Annotated in this window: 11 protein-coding genes; 6 read left to right on the forward strand and 5 right to left on the reverse strand. The window is 71.7% G+C overall.

The features are described from left to right. The first annotated feature begins 89 nt into the window (after nucleotides 1–89). Nucleotides 90–1,280, forward strand: coding sequence for a damage-control phosphatase ARMT1 family protein (locus AB0M67_RS00695; RefSeq protein ID WP_365741060.1), 1,191 nt, complete (start codon nucleotides 90–92; stop codon nucleotides 1,278–1,280). A 138-nt stretch (nucleotides 1,281–1,418) separates the two neighbouring features. Here AB0M67_RS00695 and AB0M67_RS00700 read toward each other — a convergent pair whose 3' ends face one another. After that, nucleotides 1,419–1,985 (reverse strand): RICIN domain-containing protein, encoded by a 567-nt coding sequence (locus tag AB0M67_RS00700; protein ID WP_365741062.1) that lies wholly within the window; start codon nucleotides 1,983–1,985, stop codon nucleotides 1,419–1,421. A gap of 330 nt (nucleotides 1,986–2,315) precedes the next feature. On the opposite strand from AB0M67_RS00700, the gene AB0M67_RS00705 reads away from it, so the two are divergent. Beyond that, nucleotides 2,316–3,428, forward strand: coding sequence for a PQQ-dependent sugar dehydrogenase (locus AB0M67_RS00705; RefSeq protein ID WP_365741064.1), 1,113 nt, complete (start codon nucleotides 2,316–2,318; stop codon nucleotides 3,426–3,428). Nucleotides 3,429–3,604: 176 nt separating this feature from the next. Next, nucleotides 3,605–4,738: a PP2C family protein-serine/threonine phosphatase gene (locus AB0M67_RS00710; RefSeq protein ID WP_365741066.1), complete on the forward strand. Its 1,134-nt coding sequence runs from the start codon at nucleotides 3,605–3,607 to the stop codon at nucleotides 4,736–4,738. 48 nt (nucleotides 4,739–4,786) lie between these two features. Here the strand turns inward: AB0M67_RS00710 and AB0M67_RS00715 are convergent, their stop codons facing one another. After that, the gene (locus tag AB0M67_RS00715; protein ID WP_365741068.1) at nucleotides 4,787–5,692 is read right to left on the reverse strand and encodes a serine hydrolase; all 906 of its coding nucleotides are present in this window, start codon (nucleotides 5,690–5,692) and stop codon (nucleotides 4,787–4,789) included. Further along, nucleotides 5,689–6,591: a LysR family transcriptional regulator gene (locus tag AB0M67_RS00720; protein ID WP_365741070.1), complete on the reverse strand. Its 903-nt coding sequence runs from the start codon at nucleotides 6,589–6,591 to the stop codon at nucleotides 5,689–5,691. Before AB0M67_RS00720 ends, AB0M67_RS00715 begins: the two co-directional genes overlap by 4 nt. Nucleotides 6,592–6,766: 175 nt before the next feature. On the opposite strand from AB0M67_RS00720, the gene bla reads away from it, so the two are divergent. The 3 genes from bla to AB0M67_RS00735 all read left to right on the forward strand — a co-directional run bounded on the left by bla (nucleotide 6,767) and on the right by AB0M67_RS00735 (nucleotide 11,467). After that, a complete protein-coding gene (gene bla, locus AB0M67_RS00725) occupies nucleotides 6,767–7,723 on the forward strand; it encodes a class A beta-lactamase (protein ID WP_365741072.1) in 957 nt (318 codons plus the stop codon). Between the two features lie 156 nt (nucleotides 7,724–7,879). Beyond that, on the forward strand, nucleotides 7,880–9,508 hold the full coding sequence (locus AB0M67_RS00730; protein ID WP_365741074.1) for a penicillin-binding transpeptidase domain-containing protein: 1,629 nt from the start codon (nucleotides 7,880–7,882) through the stop codon (nucleotides 9,506–9,508). A gap of 207 nt (nucleotides 9,509–9,715) precedes the next feature. Then, nucleotides 9,716–11,467, forward strand: coding sequence for a PHP domain-containing protein (locus tag AB0M67_RS00735; protein WP_365741076.1), 1,752 nt, complete (start codon nucleotides 9,716–9,718; stop codon nucleotides 11,465–11,467). A 124-nt stretch (nucleotides 11,468–11,591) separates the two neighbouring features. On the opposite strand, the gene AB0M67_RS00740 is transcribed toward AB0M67_RS00735, so the two are convergent. Continuing rightward, nucleotides 11,592–12,248 carry a response regulator transcription factor gene (locus AB0M67_RS00740; RefSeq protein WP_365741078.1) on the reverse strand — a complete coding sequence of 219 codons (657 nt, stop codon included), beginning with the start codon at nucleotides 12,246–12,248 and terminating at the stop codon, nucleotides 11,592–11,594. Beyond that, nucleotides 12,245–13,522, reverse strand: a complete 1,278-nt coding sequence (locus AB0M67_RS00745; protein WP_365741080.1) for a histidine kinase — start codon at nucleotides 13,520–13,522, stop codon at nucleotides 12,245–12,247. The genes AB0M67_RS00740 and AB0M67_RS00745 overlap by 4 nt, the downstream gene beginning before the upstream one ends. Nucleotides 13,523–13,583: the final 61 nt, after the last annotated feature.

The following is a 13,583-nucleotide window of genomic DNA, read 5'->3' on the forward strand; positions in this document are numbered from 1 at the left end:
GTACGGTGCGGTGGTGGTCCCGGGGACGGCCGACGACGGCGGCTCGACGGGGCCGCGCCGGACGGCCGAGCGAGGAGTATGTGAAGGCGATGCCCGCACCAGACGACGCACCCGTGATCCTGGGCAATGAGCCGGGCTCTTTCGCCCGGGGGGTGCTGGCCGACCGCCATCCGGCGCTCATCCAGCAGGTACGCGACGCCTTTCCCTGCACCCCCGCACAGCACCGGGCGCTCGACGCCCTGCTGCGCTCGGTCACCGACGGGGTGATCGAGCCGCTCGCTCCTGAGGCGCACGACCGCGCCCAGTGGGAGACCTGGGGGCGTGACCCCGCCGGGGGTTCCTGGTTCGGCCGGTCCTGGTTCGACGTACCGTTCCTGTGGTCCGAGAGCTACTTCTACCGCGTACTCCTCGACGCCATGGGCTACTTCACCGACGGCCCGTGGCGGGGCGTCGACCCCTTCGCCCCGTTCAAAGCCGCCGAGCTGCGCGGCCCGGCGGTGGACGACGAACTCGCCGCTCTCGACGGGCTGGCCGGACGGCCCGCGGACGAACAGGCGCTCGCGCTGGCGCACGCCTCGCTCTGGGGCAACCGCGCCGACCTCGGCTTCCGGATCGCCTCGGGCTCCGTACCCGCCGACAGCGGTACGGACCCGCGCCTGGTCGCGGACGACGGCCCGCTGCTGTGGTCGCTGCTGCCCGTCGGCGCGGCGGGTACGGTGCATCTGATCGCCGACAACGCCGGCCGGGAACTCATCCCGGATCTCGTGCTGCTCGACCATCTGCTCCACACCGGCCGCGCCGCCCGCGCCGTCCTGCATGTCAAGCCGTACCCGTACTACGTCTCCGACGCGACGATGACGGATGTCATCGACGGTCTGCGGCGGCTCGGCGCGGCGTCCGGATACGCGGCCGGGACCGGCGAACGGCTCTGGTCGGCCATGGCGGACGGACGGCTCGCGGTGCGCGCGCACGGTTTCTTCCGGGCGCCGCTGCCGTACAGCGCGATGCCGGACGATCTGCGCCATGACCTCGCGGGCGCCACCGTGACGGTCCTGAAGGGCGATCTCAACTACCGCCGTCTCGTGGGCGACCGGTACTGGGCGCCGACGTCCTCGTTCGCCGGCCGTACCGCGTACTTCCCCGGTCCCGTGGCGGCGCTGCGCACCCTCAAGTCCGATGTGATCGTCGGCCTCGACGCCCGGGCACTTGACGGCCTCGAAGCGAGCGGGAAGCCGTGGCGCACCAGCGGCACACACGCGCTCGTCCAGGCCCGTCGCTGAGGCCTCGCCGTCCCTCTCCGGAACCACAGAGGGCCGCCGACGCTGTCGGCGGCCCTCCGCGAGCCGGTCTCGGGGTCACCCGCGACGTGTGTCCCGCCGCTCGTCAGCGAGCCGGACCGGTACGGCGCGGGGTGGCCGTCAGTGCTCCCAGACGGGCAGCCAGATGTCGTTGGCGACGCCGGTACAGGTGTACTGGATCAGGGCGTTGCCCTGGCCGAGACCGCCCCTGACGTTGAGGCACTTCTGGCTCGACTTGACGACCAGCTCGTAACCGATGCCCTTCGGGACGAACTTCCACAGCGCGTTGGCGTCGTTGCCGCAGGTCCACTGGATGACCTCGGTGCCGTTGGCGTTCCCACCGCCCTTGACGTTCAGGCACTTTCCGCTTTCCCGGGACGCGAACTGGTAGTAGCCGCCGCCCTTGGCCGTGGCCTCCCAGCGCTCGTTCGGGGTGCCGGACCAGGGCCACTGGATGACCGGCGTACCGTTCGCGCTGCCGCCGCCCTTCACATTGGCCACCTGGCTGGGGTCGGCCGCCAGACGCAGGCTGAGCTGCTGAACGGTGACCGCCCTCTCCGTCCTGTCGCTCCTGGCCGCCCTTTCCGCGTCCGGCTGCGCGGACGCGGTCGGCGTCATCGACGCGACAAGCATCGTTCCCGCGAGAGCGGCGGCCGCGGCGACCCAGTTCAGCTTGTATGCCGACATGAATTCTCCTGACACGATTCGGGCCGGGCTGTCCGGCACGGGAGGAGACTGCCGGACGCCGTCACCGCGGGAGACGGACGCGAAAGCCAAACCACCTGTTCGGGTAGCGGGTGTGGGCCGGACGGGTGAGAAGACCGTATACATCCGCCCCAACCACCCCAATCCGAACGCGCGTTGGACCGCGTGCCCGCCGCCCTTGACCGGCCATGACACACCTCCTACGTTTCCTCAGGAGCCCGAGTTCTTGTCAGGTGCTCGTCAGCAGCGGCCGGACATCCGCCGGCCCGCGCGACGTTCCAGCCGTACCGACCCCCTCAGGAGGGCCGCTCCATGGCACGCCACCCCCACACCGCCCGCAGGCTCCTGCCCACCGCACTGACCGCCGTCGCCGCCGCGACCGCGGTGACCGCCGGCCTGCTCGCCACCGCCGGCACGGGAAACGCCACGGCACAGACCGACAGCGGTATCGACTCCGTTCCGTCCGCCATCCGGACGGTCTCGTCCGGCTGGACCGTCCCCTGGGGGCTCAGCTGGCTGCCCGACGGGGCGGCGCTCGTCACCGAGCGGGACTCGTTCAAGATCTTCAAGCTCACACAGTCCGGCACCAGGACCGAGGTCGGCACCGTGCCCAATGTCGTGACCACCGGCGGCGAGGGCGGACTCCTCGGCATCGCGGTCTCGCCGAACTGGAACAGCGACCACTACATCTATCTGATGCACACGTCGTCCAGTGACAACCGCATCGTCCGGATGACCTACGACGGCTCCTCGCTCGGCGGCTACACCGTGCTGGTCAGCGGTATCGCGAAGAACCGCTATCACAACGGCGGGCGCCTCAAGTTCGGCCCGGACGGCTATCTCTACGCCACCACGGGCGACGCCCAGAACGCGAACCTCGCGCAGAACGCGAGCTCCCTCAGCGGCAAGATCCTGCGGATGACGCCCGACGGCAGGCCCGCGCCGGGCAACCCCTTCGGCACGCTCGTCTACTCCCTCGGACACCGCAACCCCCAGGGGCTCGCCTGGGACGCTCAAGGCAGGCTGTGGGAGGCCGAGTTCGGCAACACCAGGTTCGACGAGCTGAATCTGATCGAGTCCGGCAAGAACTACGGCTGGCCGGTCTGCGAGGGCAGCTGCACCACCGCCGGCATGACCAACCCCGCCCGGCAGTGGACCACGAGCGAGGCCTCCCCCAGCGCGGTCGCGTTCGCCGACGGCGCGCTCTATCTGGCGGCGCTGCGCGGCGAGCGGCTGTGGCGCATACCGGTCACCGGCACGGGCACGGGCACGCCGGTCGCGTACTACGCCAGTCAGTACGGCCGGCTGCGGACGGTGGAGAAGCTGCCGGGCCAGAACGCCCTGTGGCTGGCGACGACCAACGCCGACGCCAACGGCGGTGAGCCGGCCGGCGCGGACAAGGTGTTCCAGATCGATCTGCGGTGACCGATCCGCGGTAGTGGCACCGGCCGTGCCCGCGGCGGAACGCGACCGCGGGCACGGCAGGGCGGTCGTACCGCGATCCCCCCGCGCCGTGATCACACGTGTGCTCCTCGCCGCTCGCGAGCCGGAGGGCCCGGACCGAAGGTGGGGGGAGAGTCCGACGGCGAAGGGAGCGCGGTGTGGCCACCAGGGCCGACGAGCCGGCGGATCCGGACAGCCCCCGGGCACGTCGGCCGTCGAACGGCGCCGTACTGCTCTGGGTGGTGGGGCTGACCGCGCTGATCCTGGTGCTCGGCGTGCTGACCGGTACCGGCCTGCGCCTGATCAGCCTGCTCGTCTTCCTCCCCGCGTTCGCCGCCGCCTTCTGCAGCGTCCGGCAGACGGTGTTCACCGCGTGCTGGTCCACCGCCGCGATGGCGCTGTCCCTGCTGTACCACCCCGAGCAGAGCCGGAACGACGACATCGTGGCGCTGACGCTCACCGTGGTCTTCGGTGTGCTGAGTGTGCTGGGCTGCCGGTACCGGATCCGGCACGAGAACGAGATGCTGCGGCTGCGGTCGACCGCCACCGCGATGCAGCGGAGCATCCTCAGACCGCTTCCCCTGCTGACCGGCCAGGTGCTGATGGACGGTGTCTACGAGCCGCTCCAGGAGGACAAGCTCGTCGGCGGCGACATCTACGACCTGGCGGCCTCGCCCTATGGCACCCGCGTACTGATCGGTGACGTCCAAGGCAAGGGGCTGCCCGCCATAGGCACGGCCTTCGCCGTGATCGGCGCGTTCCGCGAGGCGGCGTACCGCGAGAGGACGCTGTCCGGACTCGTGGAGGTCCTGGAGCAGGCCGTCGTACGGCACAACTCCATCGCCGCCGAGGCCCACGAACCCGAACGGTTCGTCACCGCGCTGGTCCTCTGTATCGACGACACCACGACGGTGCAGGCCATCAGCTGCGGACACCCACGCCCGTATCTCGTCGGACCGGGCGCGTCCGTCTCCGTACTCCTCGATGAGGCCGATCTCCCGCTCGGCCTCGGCTCACTGGCGCCCGGGGCCCGCACCGTCGCCCGGTTCGACTTCCCCTTCGACACCACGCTGCTGCTCTGCACCGACGGGCTGACCGAGACGCGCGCGCCCGACGGCACGTTCTTCCCGCTGAGGAAGCGTCTCGCCGAGGATGCGGGGCTGCCGCCGAACCGGCTCACGCGCTCGCTCCACGCGGATTCCCGTACCTTCGCCGCCGGACATCAGCAGGACGACATCGCCGTTCTCGCGCTGCGCCGCGCCCCCGCCGCCGAGCCGTCCCCGGCGGCCTGAGACGGGTAAGAGGCCGCGCGGATGGGTGGGGCGGCGTCGGATCCCGTCCTAAAGCTGTCTGAGGTGATCGCGCAGACCGCGTGCTACCTGCGCCATGAGGGCGTCGGCGCCGGGTTGGGTGCCGGCCGGGACCAGTGACTCGGTGAGGACGGCGATGGCGAAGGTCTGGCCGTCGGAGTGTTCGACGACACCGATCTCGTGGCGGAGATTGAGCAGGGTGCCGGTCTTGGAGGACCAGGTGGTGGCGTCGGAGCTGAAGTCCGGGGCGAGCCGGTGCCGTAGCACGTTGTTGCCCATGAGACCGCGCACGCGCCCTGCCACCTCGGGGTGGATCGCCGAGGGTGTCCACAGGGCCTGGAGCAGTTCGACATACGCGCGTGCGCTGCCGGTGTTGGCGCGGGTGGTGTCGAGCTGCGGCACCCGGTGTCCGCGTCCGCCGGTGCCGGCGTCGATGGCCAGGGCGTGGGCGAGATGGGCCTGGGCGGCGTCGAAGCGTTCCGCGGGGGTGTCGGACAGTTCGAGCATGCCGTGCCGGACGGTGAGGCCGCGGACGCCGAGTTCGTGGAGGATGTCGGTGACCTGTCCGGGCGGGGTGAGGTCGAACAGCGCGTCGGCGGCCGTTCCGTCACTCACACAGGTGCTCAGATAGAGCAGGTCGTCGATGGCGATCCGGCTGGGGTGGCGGAATCGGCTCAGCCCGGTGGGGCCCGGCGTGGTGATCCGCCCGGGTGGCACGTCGAGCATCGTCGCCCCGTCGAGTTCGCCCCGCCGGATGCGCTCCGCCGTCGCCAGCGCGAGCGGGACCTTGACCAGGGAAGCGGCGGGCAGCTGGGTGTCCGGGTCGATCCCCAGCTCCTCCCCCGTGTGCAGATCCCGTACGAGCAGGCAGCCGTGCAGACCGCCGTCGCCCAGCTGCCGGCGCATATCGCTGAGCAGTCGTCCCTCGGTGTTCATGCCGCCGCCCCTCCCGAGGTGCCCGCCCGGGTGCCCGCGCCGAGGAGACGGGCGAGGGCGTCGCCCAGGCGCGCTTCGATGTGTTGTGGATTGCCGTCCGCCGCGGCTGCGAGGGCGAACCCCCGGCTGAGCGTGATCTCGCCGATGGGCCGCCAGTTCAGGGCGAGTTCCTCGGCCTGTGCCGGTGAACACAGCAACAGGTCGTGGGTGCAGAGGACCTCCGCCGCGGCGGTCGTCAGATCGGCCGCGGCAACGAGCTGGGCGGGCCGCAGCCCCACCGCGTCGCGCAGCCTCGTCAGCGGGTCACGGATATGCGGCACGTCGTCCTCCGGCTGGATCCAGATACGGCGGGCCGGGCCGGGGGAGCCCCGTCCGATGCGCAGCGTCTCGACGTACACGCGTCTGATGCCGGGATCCTGGGCACCGGCGAGACCGAGCGGAACGGACCAAGTCGCCTCGTCGGCGGGCACCGCGAGCACGGCGGCACGTACCTGCTGGGCGTGGATCAGCTCCCTGCGCCGGGCCGGCGCCGCGACGCGGAGATCGAGCGTGACACCGTGTCCCCGCGCCTCCGCGACGAGACGGGCGAGACCGGCCGTGGAGCAGATGCCGGGCACCGCGAGCCGCCAGGGTTTGCGCTTGACGGCCGCCGCCTCGTTCAGCAGCACCTCGGCCGTCTGTACGAGCTGCCTGGCCGCCGGCAGCATGTCCCGGCCGAAGGGGGTCAGGACGGCCCGTCGCGACGTGCGCTCGAACAGCTGCTCACCGAAGTGCTCCTCCAGCGCGGCGACGCGACGGCTGGCCACCGACTGGGACATCCGGGCAGCGGACGCTCCGACGGTGAAACTGCCGTGCTCGCTGACGCTGACGAACGCGCGACACGCTCCCACCAGATCCACAGCCCGCACTCTATGCCAGATCGGCATGGAACCGCGCATGAGCGTATTGGACCGCATGACGGAAGGGAGGCGAGGGTGGTCCCGGCACTCACGACCACGACCACGCATCGGGATGGGGCGGTGTCACTCCATCCCCTATGCGCCCCGCGTGCGGGACGCCCCGGAGGTTCGAACCATGAAGCACACCCGTGTCAGGCGCGCCGTTCTCAGTGCGCTGGCCTCGCTCGCCCTCGTCCCGCTCGTGGCGTGCGGCCAGGGCGCGTCCGCGGCTTCCACCGCGGTCTCTTCCGCGTCCTCCGCCGTGGCGTCTCCGTCCGCCGATACATCGAAGTCGAGTCCGGCCGCGAAGCCGTTCGCCGGTGCGCTCCATGAACTTGAGCGCAAGTTCGACGCGCGGCTGGGTGTCTACGCCATCGACACCGGCACCGGGCGCGAGGTGGCGTACAACGATGGCGAGCGGTTCCCCTTCGCCTCCACGGTCAAGGCGCTGGCCGCCGGTGCCGTGCTGAAGAAGTACTCCCTGAGCGGCATGGACCGGGTGATCACCTACTCCAAGGACGATCTGGTCGCCAACTCGCCCGTGACCGAGAAGCACGTCGAGACGGGGATGAGCCTGAAGGAGCTGTGTGACGCCGCCGTCCGTTACAGCGACAACACCGCGGCCAATCTGCTGTTCGACGAACTCGACGGGCCCAAGGGCCTCCAGGGCGTACTCAGGGACATCGGCGATGACGTCACCAGGATGGATCGCATCGAGCCCGACCTGAGCCGCTGGGTCCCGGGCGACACACGGGACACGACCACGCCGCGCGCGCTGGCCGAGGATCTGCGCGCGTTCGTTCTCGACCATGTCCTCGACAAGGCCGAGCGGGCCCAGCTCACGCAGTGGCTGCGGACCAACACCACCGGGGACGCGCTCATCAGGGCCGGGGTGCCCAAGGGCTGGGTGGTCGGCGACAAGACCGGAACGGGCAGCTATCACGGCGCCCGCAACGACATCGCCGTGGTGTGGCCCCCCGACTCCGCCCCCATCGTCATGGCGATCATGTCGAACCGCGCCGCCAAGGACGCCGAACACGACGACAAGCTGATCGCGGAGGCGGCGTCCGTGATCGCCGACAGGCTGTCATAGCCCCGTCGTAACGGCTGTTGTACGGCCGTCGCAGCGGCTGTCGCAGCGGGAGACGCGGGAGACATGCGCGAGGAGCCGTCGGCCGCCGTCCATCAGCCATGAGTCACGAGTTACGAGTTACGAGTTACGAGCCGAGCCCCTGCGAGGAGTCCCCTGATGACGGATACCGAACATGTCACCGGTCGCGGCAGAAGGCCCGCCAGGAAAGCCCGCGCGACAGCCGCGGTGGGGCTCGCGGTCGCGCTGGTCGTGGGCGCGGGGTACGCCGCGGAGCTGGGCCCCTTCGACCCCGGGCCGCGGAAACCCGATCCCGAGGCGACGGCGCGCGCGCATGCCTTCCTGGCCGACTGGGCGGCGGGCCGCATGTCGCGGGCGGCGGCGCTCACCTCCAGCCCCGAGCAGGCCGAGCGGGTACTGCGCAGCTTCACCAGCGGGCTCGACATCAGCAAGCCCAGCCTGACCCCGGGTGCGGCCACCATCGGCGAGGAGGGCACCGTCACCGTCGCCTTCACCGCCAGGATGCCCGTCACCGGGCTGGGTACCTGGACGTACGCCTCGGCCCTGCCCCTGCGCGAGCAGGACGACGGTGGCTGGAAGGTGGACTGGGCGCTGTCACTCGTCCACCCGAAGCTGAGCGGCTCGGAGAAGTTCCGCCTGGAGCGCGAGGACACGGCGGGGCCCGAGGTCACCGACCGCGACGGGGAGCGCTTGTCGGGCGATACGTATCCCTCCCTGGGCCCGGTCCTGCCCCAGATCGCCGGCGCCGCGGGCTCGGGTCCGCGCGGTGCCGTCCACCGAGTCGACCGGGCCACCGGGGAGGTCAAGGGGACGGAAGCCACCTTCGGAGAGAAGTCCGAGGGCCCCGCCGACGGGCCCGTCGCCACCACCATCGACGCCACCTGGCAGTCCGCGGCGGAGAAGGCCCTCGCCTCCGGGGCCGACGGCAAGGACGCCGCGCTCGTCGCGCTGCGGATCGACAACGGCGAGATCCTGGCCGTGGCGAACTCTCCGTCCTCCGGGTTCAATCGGGCCGTCTCCGGCACCTACGCGCCCGGCTCCACCTGGAAGATCGTCACGAGCGGCGCACTGCTGGTCAAGGACGCGGTCGCGCCGGGCGACATCGTGGACTGCCCCCGATTCCTCACCGTCGGGAAGCGGTTCCAGAACGTCGAGACCTCCGAGCACCGGGGCGCCACCTTCCTGAAGGACTTCACCGAGTCGTGCAACACCGCGTTCATCAGCCTGCGGGGCAAGCTCGACGACCGGGAACTGGGGGACGTCGCCCGCACGTACTTCGGTGTCGGCCAGGAGTGGCGCGTCGGCATTCCCTCGTACGACGGTTCCGTACCGGTCCCCCGTGACGAGACCGAGAAGGCCGCCTCGATGATCGGACAGGGCCGAGTGCAGGCCAACCCGCTGATCATGGCGTCCGTCACCGCGACCGCGGTGTCCGGCACCTTCCACCAGCCCACGATCACGGGCGGCACTAAGGACACGACCGCCACCACCCCGCTGCCGCGGAAGGTCGTCACGCGACTGGGCGAGATGATGCGCGCCACCGTCACCGACGGCACCGCCTCGGTCCTGGCCGATCTGCCCGGCGACGTCGGCGCGAAGACCGGCACCGCCGAGGTCGCCGACGATGTCCCCAACAACGGCTGGATGGTGGCCCATCGCGGCAACGTGGCCGTGGCCTGTGTCGTCGAGAAGGGGGTCACCGGAGGCGCCTCCGCGGGGCCGGTCGTCCGGGACCTCCTGGCCGCGGTCCCCGCCGCCCCCTCATGACGCCGGTCCCCGGGCCCATGGCTCCTGGCTCCTGACTCCTGGCTCCTGACGACTGGCGACTGGCGACTGGCGACTGACAACTGAGGGGATGTCGCGCATTCATGGGTTATTACCGCAGTCATTGCCGTATGGGCCCCTGAACGCCCGTCGGCCCCGCGTAGTTTGCTCTCGGTCCGTGAGCCGACGCGCGACAAGGAGAACCACGCGATGCACGCCCCCCTCCACGAGCCCGCCCACGATTCCGGGCATGGGTCCCGGCACGACTCCGGGCAGCGGCTGCCGCGCTGGGCGGACCCCGACGTGCCCGCCGCCTCGCTGGACGCGCAGGGAGTCTCGCGGCGCGGACTGCTGCGTACCGCCGGCCTGTTCGGCGCCGCCTTCGCGGGCGGCGCCGCGCTGCTCACCCCGTCCACGGCCGAGGCGGCGACCGCCGTGAGCGGGCACGACGGGCGCCATGGACATCAGAGCGACCCCGAGCTGGCCTATCTCGTCGGCGACCACCATGTGCACTCGGTCTACAGCCACGACGCCAAGTACACCTTCTCCCAACTGTCCCGCGCCGCCGCCACGTACGGACTGGACTGGCTGGTCCTCACCGAGCACAGCAACATCGGCCACACCCTGCCCGGCGGCGCCGCGGCGGAGCACCGCGAGATACTCAGGGCGCGCGCCGAGAACCGGCGCATGCTGATCTTCCAGGGTCTTGAGTGGTACATCCCGGGAGCCGAGCACTGCACGGTCTTCTCGCCGCCCGGACGCCACGAAGTCGAACTCCTCACCCGTTTCGAGCAGGCGTACGACGGAAAGCTGCTGGGGTACACGGCCGGTGCCGCCGGACACCCCGACACCCCGCGCAACGAGGCACACGCCATCAAGGCCCTCAAGTGGCTGGACCAGCAGCGCCGTACCGGATACGTGGACGATGTGCTGGTCCTCGCCAACCACCCGCTGCGCCTCGGTATCGACTCCCCGCACGAGATGCGCGCCTGGCGGGACGCCGCCCCGGACATCATGATCGGCATGGAGGGCGCGCCCGGCGCGCAGGCGGGGGCCTTCCCCGGCTGGGCGGGGCCGCACAGCGTCCGCGGCGAGTATGTGAACTCCCCCTCCGCGGACTCCTGGCCGGGCTATCCGGCCGGCGCCTATGTGACGTACGGCGGCTTCGACTGGGCGACCGCGACCGTCGGCGGGCTGTGGGACTCGATGCTCGCCGAGGGCCGGCTGTTCTCCATCACGTCCAACTCCGATGTCCACCGGGTCGCGTACGACACCTGGAAGAACGGGGACTGGCCGCCCGGCCGGAACTTCGACAACGTCGGACGCCTGCCGGACCCCGTCAACACCACCGAGCCTCAGCCGGGCGGGGACTTCTGGCCGGGGCAGTTCAGCCGGACGCATGTCGGGGTGACCCGGCACGGCTACCGGCAGGTGATGGAGGGACTGCGCGCGGGCCGCGTATGGGTCGACCACGGCCAGCTCGTCGACGGCATCGACGTACGGGTCACCACGGAGCACGGCGCCGGGCGCGGGATCACCCTCGGCGGACGGCTGCGGGCGCGGCGCGGCGAGCGTCTGTTCCTGACCGTCACCGTCACCACGGCGTCCCGCCGCAACCACCACGGTGAGCTGCCGCGGCTGGCCCATCTCGATGTGATCCGCGGCGCGGTACGGGGTCCGGTCGAGGACGCCGACACCTGGCGCGCGCCCGACACCCGCGTGGTGCACACCTCGGACGTGGCGGGACGGCGCGGCCGGTACACCCTGCGGATCCCGCTGGGAAGGGCCGAGGAGTCCTGCTACCTCCGGCTGCGCGGCAGTGACGGCAAGCGCCATGGCCCGGGGTTCCTCGGCGCGGCCGTCGATCCGCACGGACCGATTCCCCACACGCCCGGCGACGGCGACCCGTGGGTGGACACCTGGCTGTACACCAACCCGGTCTTCGTGGACGTGGTCCGCTGACCTGGCTAGCCCCGGAGCCCACCCGGCCCCGGAGCCCACCCGGCCCCGGAGCCCACCCGGCCCCGGGGCCCACGCGTGGCCCCGGTCGGGTCCTCAGCCGGCGGAGCCGGCCCCCGGCCAGGACTCAGCCAGGAGCGCCGAGCCCGGCGTCCCTGGCCAGCAGGGCGGCCTGGACACGGTTTCCGGCACCAAGGGCCGTGAGGATCCGGCTGATGTGCGCCTTGACGGTGCTCTCGCGCATCCCGAGCGCCGTCGCGATCTCCGCGTTGGAGCAGCCCAGCGCGAGCCGTGCCAGTACGTCCGTCTCACGCGGGGTGAGACGGGCGAGCCTGGCGCGCGCCGCGAGCGCCGCGGGCCGCTCGGCATGGTGGAAACGGTCGATCAGCCGACGGGCCGCCGCGGGATGCAGCATGCCCTGGCCGGCCGCCACCACATGGACCGCGCGGATGATCTCCAGCGGATCCGTGTCCTTGAGCAGAAAGCCGTCCGCGCCCGCGGCGAGCGCGTCATAGACGTACTCGTCCAGGTCGAAGGTGGTCAGGGTGATCACCCGAGGCGGGGCCGGGAGCGCGCGCAGCCGGCGGGTCGCGGCGATACCGTCCATACGCGGCATCCGTATGTCGACAAGCGCGATGTCGACGTGGTGCCGGCCCGCCTGCTCGACGGCGGCCAGCCCGTCAGCCGCCTCACCGACGACGGTCAGTTCCGGATCGGTGGTCAGCAGATCGACAAGACCGAGCCGCACCAGCGCGTCGTCGTCCACCACCAGAACGTTGATCATGAGGTTCTCGTGGGGAAGCCGGCCGTTGTGGACAAGCCGGCCGTCGCGGGAAGGCCGGCCGTCGTGGAAAGGTCGGAGGGGGCCACCGGCAGTCGCGCGGCGAGCCGCCAACCGCCCCCGGTGGCACCCGTGTACAGATGACCGCCCAGCGCGGCGACCCGCTCCGCCAAGCCGATCAGACCGTATCCACCGGGCGTCCGCGCGTCGGGGCCCTCGGCTGCCGGGAGGGCTTCCCCGGCGGGTCCGTTGACCACCTCGACCGTGGTGGCGGGCGGCCCGTAGTGCACGCGCACCACGACCGGCGCCGCGTACGCGTGCTTGCGCGCGTTGGTCAGGGCCTCCCGTACGAGCCGGTGCACCGCCAGCCGGTGGGCGGTGGAGGTACCGCCCGCGTCGCCGGCCACCGTCGACTCGATCAGCTGGCCGGCGGCCCGTGCCTCGGCGAGCAGTTCCGCCAGGTCCTGGAGCGCCGGGGCGGCCACGGCCGCCCCCTGGGCTCCGGCGGCACCGGCCGTCCCGTCCGCTCCGGCGGGACGCTCGTCCGAGCGCATCGCCCCGAGCACCTCACGCAGATCGTCCAGCGCCTGCCCGGCCGTGCTCCGCAGCAGGGCGATCCGCTCCACGGTGGCCGGGGGCATCCCCTCCCCGCGCAGCTGGAGCACCCCGGCGTGCAGCATCAGCAGGCTCAGCCGGTGGGCGAGGACATCGTGCATCTCGCGGGCGATCCGTGACCGTTCGGCGAGTCTCGCCTGTTCCGCGCGGAGTTCGCGCTCCACCCGCAGCTGTTCCACCTGGTCGGTCAGCGCTTCCAGCAGCCGGCGCCTGCTGCCCAGCCACATGCCGAGCGCCAGAGCGAGCCCGATGAGCACGGAGTTGCCGAAGCTCGCGTTGGTCCAGTTGGACAGCCGGCCTCCGGAGAGCGGCTGTCCCCGGGTCAGCGCGACGGCCAACCACGGCAGCCCCGCGGTCAGGAGGATCCCCAGATACACCCACACCTCGCGCAGCCTGCCGCGCGAGGAGAAGTGGTACAGCGTCACCAGCAGCGGCAGCAGGGCGCCCAGGGCCGCCGACACGAGCGCCACCCCCGCCGCCGCACGGGGATACCGATGGCGGCCGAGCGCCGCGAACGAGGCGATCACCGCCACCCACGGCGCGGGATCCGCCAGCGTGTCGCCGGCCGACCGGTAGCCCTCCAGTACGGACATCAGGGCGAGTGCCACCGCCGACGGTGCCTCCACCCACAGCGGCATTCTGCGTCCGGGCTCGGATTTCACCTTGTCATCCTAGGGACGCGGATACGCCGCGCACCCCCGCCGGACGGACATCGCGACCCCC

It is taken from the genome of Streptomyces sp. NPDC051662, from assembly GCF_040681655.1.
Classification (GTDB): Bacteria; Actinomycetota; Actinomycetes; order Streptomycetales; family Streptomycetaceae; genus Streptomyces.

Bases quoted from the DNA above. Each gene is read 5' to 3' on its own strand.
- AB0M67_RS00700 (WP_365741062.1), bottom strand. From the start codon at position 1,985: ATGTCGGCATACAAGCTGAACTGGGTCGCCGCGGCCGCCGCTCTCGCG.
- bla (WP_365741072.1), top strand. From the start codon at position 6,767: ATGAAGCACACCCGTGTCAGGCGCGCCGTTCTCAGTGCGCTGGCCTCG.
- AB0M67_RS00730 (WP_365741074.1), top strand. From the start codon at position 7,880: ATGACGGATACCGAACATGTCACCGGTCGCGGCAGAAGGCCCGCCAGG.
- AB0M67_RS00695 (WP_365741060.1), top strand. From the start codon at position 90: ATGCCCGCACCAGACGACGCACCCGTGATCCTGGGCAATGAGCCGGGC.
- AB0M67_RS00735 (WP_365741076.1), top strand. From the start codon at position 9,716: ATGCACGCCCCCCTCCACGAGCCCGCCCACGATTCCGGGCATGGGTCC.
- AB0M67_RS00740 (WP_365741078.1), bottom strand. From the start codon at position 12,248: ATGATCAACGTTCTGGTGGTGGACGACGACGCGCTGGTGCGGCTCGGT.
- AB0M67_RS00715 (WP_365741068.1), bottom strand. From the start codon at position 5,692: ATGAACACCGAGGGACGACTGCTCAGCGATATGCGCCGGCAGCTGGGC.
- AB0M67_RS00705 (WP_365741064.1), top strand. From the start codon at position 2,316: ATGGCACGCCACCCCCACACCGCCCGCAGGCTCCTGCCCACCGCACTG.